13 protein-coding genes are annotated in these 18,610 nt (G+C 72.2%); 5 read left to right on the top strand and 8 right to left on the bottom strand.

Going from position 1 to position 18,610, the window contains the following annotated elements; all coding sequences use genetic code 11:
- Positions 1–32: 32 nt before the first annotated feature.
- From D1J63_RS05295 to D1J63_RS05305, 3 genes are read right to left on the bottom strand one after another with little or no spacing between them, the layout of a single operon-like run.
- Positions 33–872, bottom strand: a complete 840-nt coding sequence (locus D1J63_RS05295; protein WP_125635228.1) for a carbohydrate ABC transporter permease — start codon at positions 870–872, stop codon at positions 33–35.
- A 7-nt stretch (positions 873–879) separates the two neighbouring features.
- On the bottom strand, positions 880–1,908 hold the full coding sequence (locus tag D1J63_RS05300; RefSeq protein ID WP_125627942.1) for a sugar ABC transporter permease: 1,029 nt from the start codon (positions 1,906–1,908) through the stop codon (positions 880–882).
- 49 nt (positions 1,909–1,957) lie between these two features.
- Positions 1,958–3,274 carry a sugar ABC transporter substrate-binding protein gene (locus D1J63_RS05305; protein WP_125627943.1) on the bottom strand — a complete coding sequence of 439 codons (1,317 nt, stop codon included), beginning with the start codon at positions 3,272–3,274 and terminating at the stop codon, positions 1,958–1,960.
- A gap of 178 nt (positions 3,275–3,452) precedes the next feature.
- On the opposite strand from D1J63_RS05305, the gene D1J63_RS05310 reads away from it, so the two are divergent.
- Together D1J63_RS05310 and D1J63_RS05315 are read left to right on the top strand one after the other, a co-directional pair.
- Entirely contained in the window at positions 3,453–4,769 is a 1,317-nt protein-coding gene (locus tag D1J63_RS05310) for an ROK family protein (protein ID WP_125627944.1), read from the top strand.
- Between the two features lie 289 nt (positions 4,770–5,058).
- Positions 5,059–5,724 (top strand): TetR/AcrR family transcriptional regulator, encoded by a 666-nt coding sequence (locus D1J63_RS05315; protein ID WP_125635230.1) that lies wholly within the window; start codon positions 5,059–5,061, stop codon positions 5,722–5,724.
- Between the two features lie 16 nt (positions 5,725–5,740).
- Here the strand turns inward: D1J63_RS05315 and D1J63_RS05320 are convergent, their stop codons facing one another.
- The 4 genes from D1J63_RS05320 to D1J63_RS05335 form a co-directional block, all read right to left on the bottom strand.
- The gene (locus D1J63_RS05320) at positions 5,741–6,781 is read right to left on the bottom strand and encodes a LacI family DNA-binding transcriptional regulator (RefSeq protein ID WP_102931836.1); all 1,041 of its coding nucleotides are present in this window, start codon (positions 6,779–6,781) and stop codon (positions 5,741–5,743) included.
- A 66-nt stretch (positions 6,782–6,847) separates the two neighbouring features.
- Positions 6,848–9,607 (bottom strand): glycoside hydrolase family 3 C-terminal domain-containing protein, encoded by a 2,760-nt coding sequence (locus tag D1J63_RS05325; RefSeq protein ID WP_125627945.1) that lies wholly within the window; start codon positions 9,605–9,607, stop codon positions 6,848–6,850.
- 34 nt (positions 9,608–9,641) lie between these two features.
- Complete coding sequence (locus D1J63_RS05330; RefSeq protein WP_125627946.1) at positions 9,642–11,411, bottom strand: discoidin domain-containing protein; 1,770 nt, start codon at positions 11,409–11,411, stop codon at positions 9,642–9,644.
- 95 nt (positions 11,412–11,506) lie between these two features.
- Complete coding sequence (locus D1J63_RS05335) at positions 11,507–12,592, bottom strand: DUF1996 domain-containing protein (RefSeq protein WP_125627947.1); 1,086 nt, start codon at positions 12,590–12,592, stop codon at positions 11,507–11,509.
- A gap of 266 nt (positions 12,593–12,858) precedes the next feature.
- On the opposite strand from D1J63_RS05335, the gene D1J63_RS05340 reads away from it, so the two are divergent.
- Positions 12,859–14,670, top strand: coding sequence for a coagulation factor 5/8 type domain-containing protein (locus D1J63_RS05340; RefSeq protein WP_125627948.1), 1,812 nt, complete (start codon positions 12,859–12,861; stop codon positions 14,668–14,670).
- A 93-nt stretch (positions 14,671–14,763) separates the two neighbouring features.
- Here the strand turns inward: D1J63_RS05340 and D1J63_RS05345 are convergent, their stop codons facing one another.
- Positions 14,764–15,519: a FadR/GntR family transcriptional regulator gene (locus tag D1J63_RS05345; protein WP_125627949.1), complete on the bottom strand. Its 756-nt coding sequence runs from the start codon at positions 15,517–15,519 to the stop codon at positions 14,764–14,766.
- A 107-nt stretch (positions 15,520–15,626) separates the two neighbouring features.
- On the opposite strand from D1J63_RS05345, the gene D1J63_RS05350 reads away from it, so the two are divergent.
- Positions 15,627–17,363 (top strand): IlvD/Edd family dehydratase, encoded by a 1,737-nt coding sequence (locus D1J63_RS05350; protein ID WP_125627950.1) that lies wholly within the window; start codon positions 15,627–15,629, stop codon positions 17,361–17,363.
- A 49-nt stretch (positions 17,364–17,412) separates the two neighbouring features.
- Positions 17,413–18,600: a fumarylacetoacetate hydrolase family protein gene (locus D1J63_RS05355; protein WP_125627951.1), complete on the top strand. Its 1,188-nt coding sequence runs from the start codon at positions 17,413–17,415 to the stop codon at positions 18,598–18,600.
- Positions 18,601–18,610: the final 10 nt, after the last annotated feature.

Below are 18,610 nucleotides of genomic sequence, written 5' to 3' on the forward strand. Positions count from 1 at the left end.
GGGTCGGGAGTGGGAGCGCTGGGGCGTGCCGGTCACTTGACGGCTCCGGCCGTCAGGCCCGCCACCAGGTAGCGCTGGAGGAGCAGGAAGCCCGCGACCACGGGCACGCTCACCACCAGTGAGGCGGCCATGATCTGGTTCCAGTACACGTCGTTCTGCGTGGAGTAGCCCTGGAGCCCGACGGCGAGGGTGCGGGTGGCGTCGTTGGTCATGACGGAGGCGAACAGGACCTCGCCCCAGGCGGTCATGAAGGCGTAGACGGCGACCGCGACGATGCCCGGGATCGCGGCGGGCACCACGACCTTGAACAGGGCGCGCAGCGGCCCGCAGCCGTCCACGAGGGCCGCCTCGTCCAGGTCGCGGGGGACCGAGTCGAAGTACCCGATCAGCATCCAGATCGAGAAGGGCAGGGAGAAGGTCAGGTAGGTGAGGATGAGACCGCCGCGGGAGCCGAACAGGGCGATGCCGGTGGCGTTGCCGATGTTCACGTAGATGAGGAACAGGGGCAGCAGGAAGAGGATGCCCGGGAACATCTGCGTGGACAGGACGGTCACCGAGAAGACGCGCTTGCCGCGGAACTCGTAGCGGCTGACGGCGTAGGCGGCGAACACGGCGATGACCACGGAGCAGACGGTCGCCGCGCCGGCCACGATCAGCGAGTTCATGAAGTACTTCGCCAGCGGGACCGTCGACCAGATGTCGATGTACGGACGGACGGTCAGGTTGCCCGGCAGCCAGTGGAACTGGCCGGCGACGTCCTCGAGCGGCTTGAGCGAGCTGGAGACCATGACGTACACCGGCAGCAGGACGAAGCCGGTGAGCAGGGTGAGGAAGACGCGGCGGGTCCAGGTGAAGGAGCGCGGCGCAGCCATCGGGGACCTAGACATCGGCCGTCTTCCTCTCCCGGGAGTTGCGGGGGGTCCGCGCGGTCCTGGAGGTCAGGAACAGGTACACGCCCGTCACCAGCAGCAGGAAGAGCAGCAGCAGGACCGACATCGCGGAGCCGGTGCCGAAGTTCCAGGTGACGAACGACGATTGGTAGATGTGGATGGAGATGAGGTCGGCGGCCTCCGGCGCCGCCTTGCCGAACAGGACGAACGGCGTGTTGAAGTCGTTGAACGTCCACAGGAACAGCACCAGGACGAGGACCTGGTTGACGGGACGCAGCGACGGCAGGGTGATGCGGCGGATCTGCTGCCAGACGCCGGCACCGTCGAGGGCGGCGGCCTCGTACAGCTCCCTGGGGATGTTCTGCAGGCCCGCCATGACGATGAGGAAGGCGAACGGCCAGCCCTTCCACACCGAGACGACGAGCAGCGCGACGAAGCTGTTGTCGCCGATCAGCCAGAAGGAGGGCTTGTCGGTGAGGCCGAGCTGGTCGTGCAGGACGTGGTTCACCAGGCCGTTGTCGTGCTGGAACATGAACGCCCAGGTGATGACGGCCGCGTAGACCGGCAGGGCGTACGGCACCAGGAAGATCGCGCGGAGCAGGCCGCGGCCGCGGAAGGCGTCCTGCATGCAGATCGCGGCGGCGGTGCCGATCAGCCAGCACAGGCCGACGGAGAGGATCGTGAAGGCGCAGGTGACGAGGAAGGAGTGGAGCAGCGCCTCGCCGACGGGGGCGTCGAAGTCCACCGACATGGTGAAGTTGTCGAGGCCGGTCCACGGGGCGGTGGTCCAGTCGCGGATGTAGAACTGGGTGAGTTCCTTGAAGCTCATCACGATGCCGAAGACCATCGGCACCAGATGGACGAGGAGTTCGAGGAGCAGGGCCGGCAGGAGCAGCAGGTAGGGCAGGCCGATGCGGCGGATCCGCCCGGGACGGCGGCGTGGTCCGCGCGCCGTCCCGGGGGAGCTCTTGCCGACCGTCCGCTCGCCGGGCTGCGCCGAGGCGGTCGTGGTGGTCATGGCGAGGTCCGTGTCCGTGTCGGTGGGGCTGGGTTCCGGGTCGGGATGCTCACTTGTTCGGCATCTGCTGCTGTGCCTTGGCGAGCTTCTCCCTGACGGACTCGGTGGTCACCTCGCGTCCGTTCGCAGCGTCCGCGAACAGTTCCTTGACGGCGGTGCCGACCGCGGTCTCGAACTGCGACTCGTCGGGCACCTGGGGCAGGGCCGCGGCGCTGGTGGCGAGGGTCTCGCGCAGGACGGCGGTGGCCTGGGTGTTGAACGCCGGGTCGGACTGCGCGGCCTTGACCGGCGGGATGGAGCCGTAGGCCTTGTTGAGGAGCTTCTGCTCGGCGTCGCTGGTCATGAACTTCACGAACTTCGTGGCGCCGTCGAGGTTGTCGCTGTTCTTGAAGACGGCCATGTTGATGCCGGCGACCATGGAGTTGGTGGCCTTGCCCGGGCCGGGGGTGCCGGACGGGACGGGGGCGGGGGCGACGCCCCACTCGTCGTCCTTCATGCCCATGGTCTTGAAGGTGGCGGAGGCGGTCTGCCAGAGCACCATCGCGGTCTTGCCCTTGGCGAAGTCGCTGAGGGACTGGTTCTGCGCGTACTCGGCGTTGCCGGGCGCGACGACCTTGTCCTTCGCCATCAGGTCGACGTACTGCTTGACGGCGGCGACGGCGCCGTCGGAGGTGAAGTCGGGCTTGCCGTCGGCGGTGAAGAAGTCGGCGCCGTGCTGCTTGGCGAGGACGAAGACCTGGTGGATGTTGTTGGACAGGTTGGACCCCTCGGCTCCCAGGCCCCACTTGCCGTCCTTGGAGATCTTCTTGCCCACCTCCACCAGCTCGTCCCAGGTGGCCGGGGGCTTGGTGATGCCGGCGTCGGCGAACATCTGCTTGTTGTAGTAGAGCGCGTAGGCCATCGAGTACAGCGGGACGGCGGCCGGGTCCTGGCCCTGGACACCCGTGGAGCCGAGCGCGGAGTCGACGAAGCGGTCCTTGCCGCCGATCTTCTCGAAGTTCTTCGCGTCCCAGGGCAGCAGGGCGCCGGTTGCCTGGAGCGAGGCGCTCCAGGTGTTGCCGATGTTCAGGACGTCGGGGCCCTGTCCGGAGGTGGTGGCGGTCAGGATGCGGTTCAGCAGGTCGGACCAGGGCACGACCTCCAGCTTCACCTTGATGCCGGTCTCCTTCTCGAACTTGTCGAGTTCGGGCTGGAGGACCTTCTTGTCCACCTCGACGCTGGCGCCCTGGTTGGAGGCCCAGTAGGTGAGTTCCTTCGGCGAGTCGTTGGATCCGCCGCCCGAGGAGGAGCCTCCTCCGCAGGCCGTGGCGGCGAGTGCGAGAGACAGGGTGACGGCGCCTACGGCCGCGGCTCGGATGCTGCGCATGGCTCCTGGGTTCCTTCCGGGAGTCGGTCGGGACGTTTCCCGACGGCGGCCTCGGTTGTTTCCTTCCCGAAGCCCCTCATGGCTTAATTTAGGGCGTGAGTTAATCTCCGAGAGAACGAATCGTCAAGGTCTCGCGCACGTTCGAGGGGCGCGCGGGGGCGGGAAAGGGAGGGGCCCGATGGCCACGCAGGGCAAGCGCACGGTCCGTGACCTGCGACGGGAGAGCCGCAGCGCCGTTCTGCAACGGTTGTATTTCGACGGGCCGATGAGCCGGCTCGCACTGGGCTCGGCGGCGGGCCTGAGTTCGGGATCCGTCAGCAACGTGGTCGCCGAGCTGATGGCCGACGGGCTCGTGGAGGAGGCGGGCAGCCTCGGCACGGACGGCGGGCGTCCGCGCACCCTCGTCCGCGTCGCGGCCGGCCGGGGGCGCCTCGTCGGCGTCGACGTCGGCGAGACCCGTGTACGGGTCGAGCTGTTCGACCTGTCGATGTCCGAACTGGCCCGGACGGAGCGCGTGCTGCCCGGGCACGGGTCGCGTTCGTACGACGTCGAGTCGGTCGCCGGGCACATCCTCGACGGCGTCGCGGAGGTGCTCGGCGCCGACGGCGGCGCACGGGACCCCGGTGAGCTGCTGGGCGTCGGCATCGGTGTGCCCGGCATCGTCGAGCGCACCGCCGCGGGCACCGTGGTGCACGGGCAGACCGTCGGCTGGGACGCGGTACCGCTGGAGGCCCTGCTGCGCGGCTCGGGCCGACTGCCCGCGCACATGCCGCTGTTCATCGAGAACGGTGCCAGAACGCTGGGGCAGGCCGAGATGTGGTTCGGCGGCGGACGCGGCGCCCGCAACGCGGTGGTCGTGCTCTTCGGCTCCGGCGTCGGCGCGTGCGTCGTCACCGACGAGGTGGAGCAGGGGCGCGCGGTGGAGTGGGGCCACCTGACCGTGCGGGTGCGGGGGCGCCGGTGCCGGTGCGGGGCACGGGGATGCCTGGAGGCGTACGCCGGTGCGGAGGCGCTGCTGGCGCGGTGGCGGGAGGCGGGCGGTGAGCCGCCGCCCGGCGCCGACGAGGAGGCGGCGCTCACCGCCCTGCTGTCCGCCGCCCGGCCCGGCGACGGGGGCGAGGCCGATCCGGTGGCGGCGCGGGTCCTCGCGGAGACCGCCGAGTACCTGGGCGCGGGGCTGGCCGACCTCGTCAACCTCTTCCAGCCCGAGCGGATCCTGGTGGGCGGCTGGGCCGGGCTCCAGCTCGGCCCGGCCTTCCTGGAGTCCGTGCGGGACCACACCCTGGCCCACGCCCTGCGCCACCCCGCCGGACGGGTGGGCATCGCCATGGGCCGGCTCGGTCCCGACGCGGTGACGGTGGGCGCCGCGATCCTGCCCCTGGCCGCGTTCTTCGCCCGCGGCGGCCGGCGGGTTCCGGTCGACTCGCCCGCGCCGGTGCCGGCCTGGCGGGCGGCGCTCGGGGGGCGGCTGGCGGGGCAACGGGGTGGGGGGTGACCCGGGGGGAGGTGGAAGGGGCGTGGGGCGTCAGGCGTCAGACGGGTTCAGACATCGGGCGTCGCGCGTCGCGCGTCGCGCGTCGGGCATCGGGCATCGGGCATCGGGCATCGGGCATCGGGCATCGGGCATCGGGCGTCGGGCGTCGGGCGTCGGGCGGGAGCATGACGGCGTGTGCGCGGCGCGTGCGGCGACAGGTGCGAGGATGGGGCCGGGCCGAGCAAGCCCCGAGTGGAACAGGTCGGCGGAGCGGGACGGGGCGGCCGGGAGCGAGAGGGAGAACGACGAGATGGCGGGCCGAAGGCGTTGGTCGACCGAGCAGATCCTGGACGCGGCGGCGGAACTGCTGCTGACGGGCGATGCCGAGACGTTCAGCGTGCGCAGGCTCGCGGCGGCACTGGGGACCGACTCCTCCAGCCTCTACCGGCACTTCCGCAACAAGACCGAGCTGCTGCGCGCGGTCGCCGACCGGATCCTGCTGTCCGCCATGGACGGCTACCGGCCCGAGGGCGACTGGAAGCAGCGCCTCACCTCCCTGTCCCTGCGGCTGCGCGCGGCCTTCGGGCAGCAGCCCCAGCTCGCCGCCGTCTGGGGGCGTCACGGCTCGGGCGGTGCCGGTTCCCGGCTGGTGATGGAGGAGGTGCTGCGGGCCCTGCGCGCCTCGGGCCTGCCCGACGAGGAGATCCCGGCGTGCTACCACCGGCTCGTCGTCCTGATCGCCTCGCTGATCACCGCCGAGGGCGGGTTCGGTGCCGTCGGCGCCGAGGAACACGAGCAGGGCATGGAGCAGTTCCGCGTCGCGGTGCTGGGCGCCGATCCGGACCGCTTCCCCACCCTGGCCCACTTCGCCCGTGAGATCCGCCCCCTGGGTGCGGACCGCCGCGCCGCCTTCGAGGAGATCCTCGCGGCCCACCTGGCCCACATCGAGGCCGCGGTCCCCCGACCCCGGCCCTGAGGCGGGCCCCGGACCGCTACGCCGAGTCCCGGACCACCAGCTCCGGGTCGAAGATCACCGACGTCGGTTCGGTGCGCGCGCCCCTGATGTGGTCGTCGAGGAGGCGGGCCATCGTGGCCGCCATCTCCTCGACCGGCTGGCGGACCGTGGTCAGCCGGGGCCGGCAGGTGACGGCCACGCTGGAGTCGTCGAAGCCGACGACCGCGACGTCCTGCGGCACCCGGCGTCCGTGGTCGCGCAGCACCTGGACGGCGCCCTGGGCCATCAGGTCGTTGGCGGTGAACACACCGTCGGTGTCGGGGTGTTCGGCGAGCAGCGCGGCCGTCGCGGCCATGCCGCTGTCCACCGTGAAGCCGCCCTCGGCCACCGGTACGTAGGGGTGCCCGTGCCGGGCCAGGGTGTCCCGGAACCCGGCCAGGCGCTCCTGGCTGGCCGCGACCGCCAGCGGCCCCGTGACGGTGGCTATCCGGCGGCAACCCCGTTCCAGCAGGTGCTCGGCGGCGAGCCGGCCGCCGTCGCGGTGGGCGAGGTCGACGTAGCTGAGCGGCACCGGGCGGCCCGGACGGGCGAACAGCACCGCCGGCAGTCCGGCACCGGCGAGCAGCGCGGGCAGCGGGTCGTCGGGGTGGGTGGACACCACCAGGGCACCGTCCGCGCCGCCCTGCCTGAGATAGGCCACGACCTCCTGCCGGGCTTCGGGCGTCTCGGCGAACATCAGCACCGGGTGCATCCCGCGCGGCCGGAGGTGACCGACCACGCCGCCGACGACGCGGCCGAAGAACGGGTCGGCGAACACCCGTGCGGCGAACGCGTTCTGCTCCGTGTCCGAGGCGTCGCCCGCGCCCGAGACGACCAGGGCGACGGTCGTGGTGCGCCGGGTGACCAGTTGCCTGGCGGCCTGGTTGGGTGCGTACCCGGTGCGTTCGATGGCCCGGCGGACCAGGTCCTGGATGGCCGGGTCGACGTTGCGGACGCCGTTGACCACCCGGGAGACGGTGGCCCGGGAGACGCCGGCCTCCCGGGCCACGTCCTCGAGGGTCGGGGCCTGTCTGCTCATGCCCGCACCCTAACCGGCGGGGTCCGGCGCGTGGTAGAGCGCTCTCCCCACGTGCGCTCCCCCGACTCACTCGCCGGGCGCGGGTACGACCTCCAGGTTCGCGGCCAGCGGCACGTCCCCCGCCGATCTTCCGGCCAGCACCCGCCAGGTCCCCGTCTCCGTGCGCCAGGCGTGCTCCGCCACCGACCAGTGGCGCAGCGCCCGCGCCGGGACCCGCACCGTCGCCGTCGCCGTCTCCCCCGGGCGCGCCCGCACCGCCGCGTACCCGGCGAGCCACCGTACGGGACGGTCGAGCGCCGACGCGGGCCGCGCGAGGTACACCTGTACGACCTCCCGGCCCTCCCGCACACCGGTGTTGCGCACCCGTACGCGCACGGTGAGGTCGTCGCCCGCCCGGGCCGCCGTGGGGACGGTCAGCTCGTCGTAGGACCAGGTGGTGTAGCCGAGCCCGTGGCCGAACCAGTAGGCGGGCGTGCGGTGGTGGCGCAGCCAGCCCCGGTGGCCGACGTGCAGGCCCTCGTCGTAGGCGAGGCGGCCCGCGCCGTCCGGGCGGGTGCGGGTGACCGGGGCGTCGGCGAGGGCGGCCGGCCAGGTGGTGGGCAGCCGTCCGCCGGGCTCGGCGCGCCCGAAGATCACGTCGGCGAGTCCGGCGCCGCCCTCCTGGCCGGGGAACCAGGCCAGCAGGACCGCGCCCGCCCGCTCCCGCCAGGGCAGTTCGACCGGCCCGCCGCTGTTGACGACGGCGACGGTGCGCGGGTTGACGGCCGTGACGGCGCGGACCAGCGCGTCCTGGGTGGCGCCGAGCGTCAGGTCCGTGCGGTCGTGGCCCTCCGACTCCCCGTGCTCCGTGGTGCCGACGACCACGATCGCCGCGTCCGCCCCGGCAGCCGCGCGGGCGGCCTCGGAGAGCGCGGCGGCGACGTCCGGAGCCGGCGGGGCCGCGACGAGGACCGTCGCCCGGCCGGTGCCGGGCGCCATTTCGCGGCGAGCCACCAGCAGGGCGTCCCGGCCCACCGCGAGGTCCGCGGTGGCGTATTGGGCGGGCGGGTTGACGTGCACCACCGCCGGGTCGTCGGTGCGGGGCGGGAAGTCGCCCGCCAGGAGGGTGCGCCCGTCCAGGGTCAGGGTCATCCGGCCGAATCCGGCCACGCCCAGGGTCCAGCGGCCGGCGGTGCGGGGACGCAGCCGGGCACCGATCTCGACGGTGTGCGCGCCCGGCACCAGGCGTGGTTCGAGCAGCCGCCCGCCCAGCCGCCGCTCGGCGTACAGCTCGCGGCCCTCCGCGTCGAGCATCCGCAGCAGGACGCCGGGCAGGCCGGAGCGCGGGTCGGTGCAGTCGTCCGGGGCCAGTGGCGGCGCGGGGCCGTCCGGGCGGGGCCCGGGAACGTGGACGACGCGGGCTGCCCGGTCGCGGAGTTCGGCCCGGATGCCGTCGAGTACGGACACCTCTTCCCCCGGGAAGACACCCGCGCTGCCACCGCCCTGGGTACGGGTCCGCGCGGCGTGCGCGCCGATCACGGCGACCGTGGCGAGGCGCTCGGGGTCCAGGGGGAGCACGTCCCTGTTGGCCAGCAGAACGGCCCCGGCGGCGACGGCCCGGCGGGCCAGGGTCCGGACGCGGGCGCTGGTCCGGTCGTCACGGGTGGGCGACGGCGCGGAGGTCGAAGGGCGCTCCGTGCCGCGCGCGTTGTCCGTCGGCACCGGCCGTCGGGGCGTACCACGGGCGGCTGACGACGCCGGGACCGCCGAGCGCTGCCCACCACTCGACTCCTCCGTCGGCACCCGCCGGGAGGAGCCACGGCTGGACGAGGGCACGCGCTCCGACAGGTGCTCCGCACCATGCGGGTCGTCCACCGACACCGGCAGGCACGTGTCACGGCGCGCGGCTGACGACGCACGCACCGCCGCCGGACGCTCCCCGCCACGCGACTCCCCCGTCGGCGGCGGCCGGTGCGAGTCGGGCCCGTCCAGCGCGTCCAGCCGGGCCGCGAGGCGCAGCAGGCGGCGTGCCTTGTCGTCGACGGTCGCCCCGGGCACGTCGCCGTCGGCCACCGCCCGTGCCAGCGCCTCGCCCCACGGGCCCTCGGGCCCCGGCATGGCGAGGTCGAGACCGGCGCGGGCCGTGTCCACGGTGCCGCGCACGGCTCCCCAGTCGGAGACGACGACGCCGTCGAAGCCCCACTCGCTCTTCAGCGGGTCGGTGAGCAGGGCGCTCGCGGTCATGGTGGTGCCGTTGACCGCGTTGTACCCCGCCATGACGAGGCGCACCCCGGCCGCCACCGCCGCTTCGAAGGGCGCGAGGTAGACCTCCCGCAGCGCCCGCTCGCCCACCCGCACGTCGACGGTGAGGCGGTCGGTCTCGGAGTCGTTGGCCACGTAGTGCTTGGCGGTGGCCGCCACGCCGTGGGCTTGGACACCGCGGATCAGCGCGGCGCCGATGCGGCCGGTCAGTTCGGGGTCCTCGGAGAGGCACTCGAAGTGCCGGCCGCCCAGTGGGCTGCGGTGCAGGTTCAGGGTCGGGGCGAGGAGGACGTCCACGCCCTTGCGCCGGGCCTCGGCGGCGAGCAGACCGCCGAGGCGTTCGACGAGGGCCTCGTCCCAGGTGGCGGCGAGCGCCGAGGCCGAGGGCAGCAGGACGGACGTGATCCGCTCGTCCCAGGCCTCGCCCCGTACGCCCGCCGGACCGTCCGACATCACCAACTCCCGCAGACTCACGGCTGGTTCCGCCTTCGTGCGCCAGGTCGTGGCGCCGGTCAGCAGCAGCGCGCGGGCGCGCGGTGTCAGTTTGCCGAGCAGCCGGTCGATCTCTTCGTCACTCGTGCCCACCTGGGTTTGTCCCCCTCCGTCTCGTCCCGCGGCGTCAGCTGTAGACGCCGAACTCGTACAGCGAGTAGCCGTAACCCGTACCGCGTGCGGTGCCGTTGACGCGTACGTAGCGGCCGGTGCCGGTCACGTCGAGGGTGTCGATGCCGCCGTTGCCGTCGGTCACCGTGGACACGGTCCGCCAGTTCTGACCGTCGTCGGAGGTCTGGACGGTGTAGGCCTTGGCGTACGAGGTCTCCCAGTACAGCTGGACGTGCCGGAAGGTGGTGCGCGTGCCCAGGTCCACCTGGAGCCACTGCGGGTCGCTCCAGTCGCTGGCCCACCGTGTGTCCGGGTCGCCGTCCACGGCGTTGGCGGCGGTGCAGGGGCAGTCGCCGTAGCTCGGCTGGAAGGAGGAGGCGGTGGCCGGCCTGCCGAGGGCGACGTTGGTGCCGTCCACGGCGGGCGGCACGACCCGCGCCGAGAGGGTCTCGACGCCGACGTTGCCCCTGCCGTCGGTGGCCTTGACGTACAGCTTCCAGACGCCGGGCCGGTCGGGGGCGGTCACCTTGAGGCGTCCGCCGCCGAGGTCGGTGAAGGGCATCGGGGTCAGCTGCTTGCTCTGGTCGATGTAGTTGCTGTTGGCCAGCACCTCGTACGCGATCGGGTCGCCGTCGGGGTCGGAGGCGCGCACGGTCAGGACCAGCTCCTTGCCGGCCTGCACCCGGCCCGCGTCGCCCTCGACGCCGAAGCCGGAGACGACGGGCGGGGTGTTGTCGCGCGAGGTGTCGCCGCCGTAGACCCGCTTCACGGCGTAGTACGACAGCCGTTTCTGCCCGGCCGGGAGCAGGTTGAACCAGATGCCGCCGAAGTCGTACTCGGTGCCGTAGTGGAACAGGGTCGTGCCCAGGGCGACGCCCCGGTGACCGGTGACGCAGTTCCAGGCGTCGGTGTAACCCTGTGCCTTGGCCCGGTCGGTGGGTTCCTGCGGCACGCCGTTGGCGTCGTCCGGCACCTCCCACTCGCCGGCCGGTCCGGACTCGGTGACGATGTACGGCTTGGTGTAGCCGCCCTGTTCCCACGCGGAGCGCACGTCGCACACGGCGTCGTAGGAGTTGACGGCGTAGAGGTCCAGGTCGGGGGCGTTCTTCTTGTAGTAGGGCCAGGCGCCGACCCAGGCGTCGGTGGAGGTCACCGGGTGGTTCGGGTCGACGGCGTGGATCTTCTCGGCGACGTCGTTGACGAAGGTGGTGTAGGCGTCGCGCTGGCGCTCCAGCTCGTCGCCGCCGTAGCAGTTCTGCAGGCCGAGCACCGACTCGTTGCCGACGTTCCACATCAGGACGCCGGGGTGGTCCTTGTACTCCTGCACCCAGCGCGGGAACTCGGCGAGCATCCGGTCCTTGTACGCGGTGTCGGTGAGGTAGTCGACGCACCCGCCGCTGCCCGGACCGCCGCCGGGCTGGAGCCAGAAGCCCGCGATGACCTTGACGCCGTGGGCGGCGGCCGAGTCGAGCAGGGGGCGGCTGCTCGCGTCGGTGCCCCAGGTGCGGATGGTGTTGACGCCCATGGAGGCCAGGTCGGGCATGTACCGGTCGGCGTCGGCGGGGGACGGGCCCCAGGTCAGCCCCTTGACGGTGTACGGGCTGCCGTCCACGGTCAGTTGCCAGTCGCCCTGGCTTCCGGTGACCTTCACGACGCTCCCGGCGGCGTGCGCCTGCGTCGCGGGCAGGGCGGTGAGTGCGCCGACGGTGAGCAGGCCGGCGGTGAGGGGGGCGGTGAGTCTGCGGGCTGAGGGGAGTCTGCGGGTGGGGGTGGGGGGTCGGCTCATGGGGGTCTCTCTCCGGTCTGCGGGATACGGGGGGGGCGGCCCGGCCGTAGCGGGACGGACGTGGACGGCCGGGCCGGTCGAGGGGGCGCGCCGGGTCAGGGCAGTTCGTAGTCCTCGTTCAGCGCGGCGCCTGCCTCCGGGTGGGTCTGGTCGTAACCGCGCGCGTTGCACTGGAGCCCGCCGACGATGCAATGGTCGACCATGGCGTCGAGGGTCGCCTCGTCCCAGGCGTTGAAGAAGTCGTAGTGGAACGAGTAGCTCGCGCCACTGGCCAGTCGGACCTGGGAGAGGTCGCCGTTGACCGGGAAGGCCATCTTGAACTCGATCATCGGCAGGGCGACGGGGTGGTCGGCCGGGCAGATGTTGTTGTTGGTCCCGGGGTTGACGACCGGATACGCCATGTGGCTCTTGTGGTCGGGCGTGTCCAGGTTCTTTCCGTCCCAGCAACTGGGCGCCTGGAAACGGATGTTGACCTGGACGTCCGGCCGCTCCGGGCAGTCGGTCGGGAAGTCGACGTTGAAGAAGCTGTCGCCGCACTCCCAGCCCTCGACGAAGCCGGGGTGGTCGCGGAACTCCTGGGCGCTCTGCATGGGGCTCGCGACGACGTAGCGCAGTCCCTTCGGGAAGGGCCGCACGCTGGTGTAGTCGGTGACGCCGGCCTTGTAGTAGATGGTCTGCGGGCCGACCGGGAGCACGGGGCGGTCGCCGTCGTACATGGTCGGCATCCAGTAGGCCGAGCGGTCGCCGGGCGCCAGGCAGGTGGTGGACCCGGCGTCGAGCGAGGCCGTGGTGCTGTTGGCGTCGGTCGTCGTATTGCCCATGAACGTGTGGTCGTGCGACTTGCCGGGCTGCTGCGGGAAGACGATCGGGTCGTCGGGTGCGGTGTGGGTGACCGAGCAGTTGGCCTGGAACTCGTGGAAGTAGCGGTGCGGGGGCTCCTCGGTGGACGGGGTTACGCCGGTGACCGGCGGGTTCGCGGGGATGTAGCCGTCGCCGTCCGGGTCCTCGGGCGAGGCGGCCGTAGAGACCGCCATGGTGTGCCCGGCGGGCGTCGCCGGGGCGGCGACCGGGGCCGGCGCGGGGGTGTCCGCGTTGGCGGCGACCGTGCCGATGCCGATCGAGGTCAGCAGTAACGCGCTCGCGACGAGGGTGCCGGACAGAACTTTCGATCTCCGTGGCATGGAGACCTCCTGAGAAGGTCGGGGAAAATCTCGGAGAGCGCTCTCCCGACTCGGAGTGTTGGGGGCGCGAGGGAGGGTGTCAAGGGTTTCGACGGGCCGGGCGCCGGTCACGGCAACGCCCGCCGTGCTCCTACTTGTTGAACACAGAGCACAAGAAGCGGTCGCAACTCTTGACGTGTCCGTACCGACGGATGAAGAGTGCACTCGCAGAGAGCGCTCCCCCACCTCCACTGCGTTCACTTCCCGAACAAGGAGAGCCGCCCCACATGCCCTCTTCCCCCACGCACTCCCCCCTGCCCGAACCCTCCGGACCGCGCCGCCGCAGCCTCCTCGCGGCGGCCGCCGCGGCACCTGTGCTGGCCTCACTCACCGGCGCGGGAGCCGCCTCCGCCGTCAACTCCGCCGTCGACTCCCCCGACGGCCCCCGCGCACTGCCCGGCGGCGGTGATCTCGGGCCCAACGTCATCGTCTTCGACCCGTCCACGGCGAACATCCAGGGCCGGCTGGACGAGATCTTCAAGCAGCAGGAGTCGGCCCAGTTCGGTACCGGCCGCTACGCGCTGCTGTTCAAACCCGGCACCTACCACGGGCTCAACGCCCAGCTCGGCTTCTACACCTCGATCGCGGGCCTCGGCCTCTCCCCCGACGACACCACCATCAACGGCGACGTCACGGTCGACGCCGGCTGGTTCGACGGCAACGCCACGCAGAACTTCTGGCGTTCGGCGGAGAACCTCGCCCTGGTCCCGGTCAGCGGCACCAACCGCTGGGCGGTCTCGCAGGCGGCGCCCTTCCGGCGCATGCATGTGCGCGGCGGCCTCAACCTCGCCCCCGACGGCTACGGCTGGGCCAGCGGCGGCTACATCGCCGACAGCCGGATCGACGGCACGGTCGGCCCGTACTCGCAGCAGCAGTGGTACACCCGGGACAGCTCGGTCGGCGGCTGGCTCAACGCCGTGTGGAACATGGTGTTCTCCGGCGTGGAGGGCGCGCCCGCGCAGAGCTTCCCGGAACCGCCGTACACCACGCTGCAAACGACGCCCGTCTCCCGGGAGAAGCCGTTCCTGTACCTCGACGGCGACGAGTACCGCGTCTTCCTGCCGGAGAAGCGCACCGACGCCCGCGGCGTCTCCTGGGGCAACGGCACCCCGCGCGGCACCTCGCTGCCCCTGTCCGGCTTCTACGTCGCCAGGCCCGGCGACTCGGCGGCCACCCTCAACCAGGCGCTGGAGCAGGGCCTGCACCTGCTGCTGACCCCGGGGATCTACCACGTCGACCGGACCGTCGAGGTCAAGCGCGCGGGCACGGTCGTCCTGGGCCTCGGCTACGCCACGCTCATCCCCGACAACGGTGTCACCGCGCTGAGGGTCGCCGACGTGGACGGCGTACGGCTGGCCGGGTTCCTCGTGGACGCCGGTCCGGTCAACTCCGACACGCTGCTGGAGATCGGGCCCGAGGGCGCGTCCGCGGACCATGCGGCCAACCCCACCACCGTGCAGGACGTGTTCGTCCGGATCGGCGGCGCGGGCCCCGGCAAGGCGACCACCAGCCTGGTCGTCAACAGCCGGCACACGATCGTCGACCACACCTGGGTGTGGCGCGCCGACCACGGCGACGGCGTCGGCTGGGAGACCAACCGCGCCGACTACGGCGTGGTCGTCAACGGCGACGACGTACTGATCACCGGCCTGTTCGTCGAGCACTTCAACAAGTACGACGTGCAGTGGAACGGCGAGCGGGGCCGCACGGTCTTCTTCCAGAACGAGAAGGCCTACGACGCCCCCGACCAGGCCGCGATCCAGAACGGCTCGGTCAAGGGGTACGCCGCCTACAAGGTCGGGGACGACGTCACCGAGCACGAGGGCTGGGGCATGGGCAGCTACTGCTACTACAACGTGAACCCGTCCATCGTGCAGCACCACGGCTTCGCCGCGCCGACCCGGTCCGGGGTGCGTTTCCACGGGCTGCTCGTGGTGTCGCTGGGCGGCCAGGGACAGTACGAGTGCGTCATCAACGACACGGGTTCACCCACGTCGGGCACGGACACCGTGCCGTCGAAGGTGGTGCAGTACCCCTGAGCCGTGCTGCCCCGGGCGCCCCTGAGCGGGGGTGCCCGGGGCAGGCGGGGGCGGCCGTCTCCCGCGGCGCTCGCGGGTCTCGGCGGCGGCAGGTCATCCGGCGTCGCCCGGGGTCGCGTTCGGCAGGCCCGGTGACTGGGCGATCTCCCGTTCGGCGGCCTCGATCAGGGTCAGAGCGGCCTCGGCCGCGGCCTCGGGGTCGCGCGCTTCGACGGCCCGGACGATGGCCCGGTGCCCCGGCAACGAGGCTTCCACGGCTCCCGGGGTCTGCGTAATGATGAGAAAGCTGTGCTCCAGGGCGATCTCGACGGCCCGGCCGAGTGAGCCGAGGAGACGGTTGCCGCTGGCGGCGAGCAGGGCCCGGTGGAAGGCGAGGTCGGCCTCGACATAGCCACTGCGGCCCGGTGCCGCCGCCGCGGCCTCCATGGCGGCCAGCGACTCGCGCAGGACTCGCAGGTCGTCGGCTCCGGCCCGGTGGGCGGCGAGCCGGGCCGCCTTCGGCTCGACGATCAGGCGCAGTTCGCCCGTGTCGCGCAGCAGGGACGCGGCGTCCCCGTCCTGCTTCCAGCGCAGGACGTCCCGGTCGAGATGGTTCCAGTGCTCCGGAGGCAGCACCCGGGTGCCGGTGCGCGGTCGTACCCGCAGCATCCCCTTGGCCATCAGTGCCTTGACCGCTTCTCGCACCACCCCGCGGCTGACGCCGAGTTCGGCCGCGAGCGCGTCCTCGACGGGCAGCGGGTCCCCCGGGTTCCAGACGCCGCCCACGACGCGCCGACCCAGCTCGTCGACCACCCGCTGGTGCGTGGTGGGGAAGTGTTCCACGATCTCTGCCCGCCCCCTGGACGCCATTCATCGAATCATTTAATGATTGTGGCACAGGGTATGGCCCCGCGGACCCTCACCCGAGAACGCCCCTTCGTGAGACGGACGACGCCACAGCCGACGGGAGTGACCGCATGACCGACGGGCAGAGGACGAGCCGACGCAGCCAGGCATGGTTCGGCGCACAGGGCCGCGGCGGAATGATCTACCGCTCCTGGATGCGCAACCAGGGGCTCGGGCACGAGGTGTTCGACGGGCGCCCCGTCATCGGCATCGCGACCAGTGCCTCCGAACTCGCCCCGTGCAACGCCCATCTGACCCACGTCGCCGAAGCCGTCAAACGCGGCGTGTGGCAGGCGGGCGGGCTGCCGCTGCAGTTCCCCACCATGGCCACCGGCGAGACCCTGATGCGCCCCACCGCCATGCTGTACCGCAACCTGATGGCGATGGAGGTCGAGGAGCTGATCCGGGCCAATCCGCTCGACGGGGTCGTGCTGCTGTCCGGCTGTGACAAGACGACCCCCGCCATGCTCATGGGCGCCGCCAGCGTCGACCTGCCCGCCGTGATGGTGACCGGCGGGCCGATGCTCAACGGCAAGTACCGGGGTCAGGACGTGGGGTCGGGCACCCACGTGTGGAAGTTCGAGGAGGACCTCAAGGCCGGCCGGATGACCCAGGAGGAGTGCTTCTTCGCGGAGGGCTGCATGGCCCGCTCGAACGGGCACTGCATGACGATGGGGACCGCCTCGACGATGGCCTGCGTGGCGGAGGCGCTCGGCATGCAGCTGCCCGGCTCCGCGGCCTGGCCCGCGGTCGACTCCCGCCGGATGGAGACCGCGCAGGCGGCCGGGCGGCGCATCGTGGGGATGGTGGAGGAGGAGCTGCGTCCCTCGCGGATCCTGACCCGGGAGGCGTTCGAGAACGCCGTCCGGGTCAACGCGGCCGTCGGAGGCTCCACGAACGCCGTCATCCACCTCACCGCCCTCGCCGGGCGCGTCGGCGTCGAGTTGAGCCTGGCGGACTTCGACGACCTGGTCCGCGAGGTGCCGACCCTGGTCAATCTGATGCCCAGCGGCACGTACCTCATGGAGGACTTCTGCTACGCGGGCGGCCTGCCGGCCGTCCTGGCCGAGCTGCTCAAGGGCGAGTTGCTGCACGGCGACCAGATCACGGTCACCGGACGCACCGTCGCCGACAACACCGAGCACGCCGAACGCGTCGGCTCCGACGTCATCACCCCTCTCGACGCCCCCTTCCAGCCGGCCGGCACCGGCATCGCCGTGCTCCGCGGCAACCTGTGCCCCGACGGGGCGGTGATCAAGCAGTCCGCCGCGTCGCCCCACCTGCTCACCCACCGCGGCCCCGCGCGCGTCTTCGACTCCCCGGAGGCCTACCACGAGGTCGTCGACGACCCGGAACTCGACGTCGACGAGAACACCGTCGTCGTCATCCGCAACGCCGGCCCCAAGGGGTACCCGGGGATGCCCGAGGTCTCCAACGTCCCGCTCCCCGCCAAGCTGCTGAAGGCCGGCGTCAAGGACCTGGTGCGGGTCTGCGACGGCCGGATGAGCGGCACGGGGTACGGGACGGTGGTCCTGCACGTGGCGCCCGAGGCCGCCGTCGGCGGACCCCTCGCCCTGGTGCGCGACGGCGACCCCGTCGTCCTCGACGTTCCGAACCGCACCCTGCACCTGGACGTGGACGACGCCGAGCTCGCTCGGCGCCGGCAGCTGTGGAGTGCCCCCGCCGAACAGTACGCCGGTGGTTACACCTGGCTCTACACGCAGCACGTGGAACAGGCCGACCGGGGAGCCGACTTCGGTTTCCTGCGCGGACGCCGTGGACACGACGTCCCCCGCGACTCCCACTGAGCACGGTCCCGGGCCACCGCACTCCCCCGAATCCAGGAGAGCATCGATCGTGGAAGCGGCAGCAGTACACCCTCGTCCGGTCCTCACCGGCTCCTGCGTCCTGCCGGAGGACGCCGACCGCGCGGCCCTCGTGGCGCGCGTCCACGCCCCGGAATGGGACGGGCCGTGTGTGGCCGCGGTGCGCGGGGAGCGTGTCGTCGACCTGACGGCCGTCGTTCCCACCGTCTCCGACCTCATGGAACGCGACGACGCGGCGGCCGTCGTCCGCGAGGCCGACGGAGGACGCGTCTGGCACCTGGACGAGCTGCTCGCAGCACCCCACGGCCGTCGTGACGTTCCCCATCTGCTCGCGCCCGTCGACCTCCAGGTGATCAAAGCCGCCGGCGTCACCTTCGCCGGGAGCCTGCTGGAACGCGTCATCGAGGAGCGCACGGGCGGCGACCCGGCGCAGGCCGCCCGGGTACGGGTCCGTGTCGAGCGGGCGGTGGGCGGCGCGCTCGACGGTGTCCGTCCCGGATCGCCCGAGGCGGACCGGGTGAAGGAACTGCTCGTCGCCGAGGGTCTGTGGTCGCCGTACCTGGAGGTCGGCATCGGTCCGGACCCGGAGGTGTTCACCAAGGCACCGGTCCTGTCCGCGGTCGGCGTCGGCGCCGACATCGGAGTGCTCGGCGCCTCGGTGTGGAACAACCCCGAGCCCGAGGTCGTCCTCGTCGTGGACTCGCGCGGCCGCGTACGCGGCGCGACGCTCGGCAACGACGTCAACCTCCGTGACGTCGAAGGACGCAGCGCGCTGCTGCTGGGCCGCGCCAAGGACAACAACGCCTCGTGCGCGATCGGCCCGTTCATCCGCCTCTTCGACGCCGGCTTCGACCTCGACACCGTCCGCGGGCTCGACGTCGGCCTGCGGGTCGACGGCCCGGAGGGCTACGCACTGCACGGCAGCAGCTCCATGCGCGAGATCAGCCGCGACGTCCTGGACCTGGTGGCCGCCACGCACGGTCCGCACCACCAGTACCCCGACGGCTTCGTGCTGTTCACCGGGACGCTGTTCGCCCCCACCGAGGACCGACGGGCACCGGGGTCGGGTTTCACCCACGAGCACGGCGACGTCGTACGCATTTCCAGCCCGCGACTCGGCACCCTGGTCAACACCGTCGTCACCAGCGAGCAGGCCGCGCCGTGGACGTACGGCATACGTGCGCTGACGCGCAGTCTCGCCCGGCGCGGCGTGCTGTGAGCCACCGGAG

The organism is Streptomyces sp. KPB2, from assembly GCF_003950055.1.
Classification (GTDB): Bacteria; Actinomycetota; Actinomycetes; order Streptomycetales; family Streptomycetaceae; genus Streptomyces; species Streptomyces salinarius.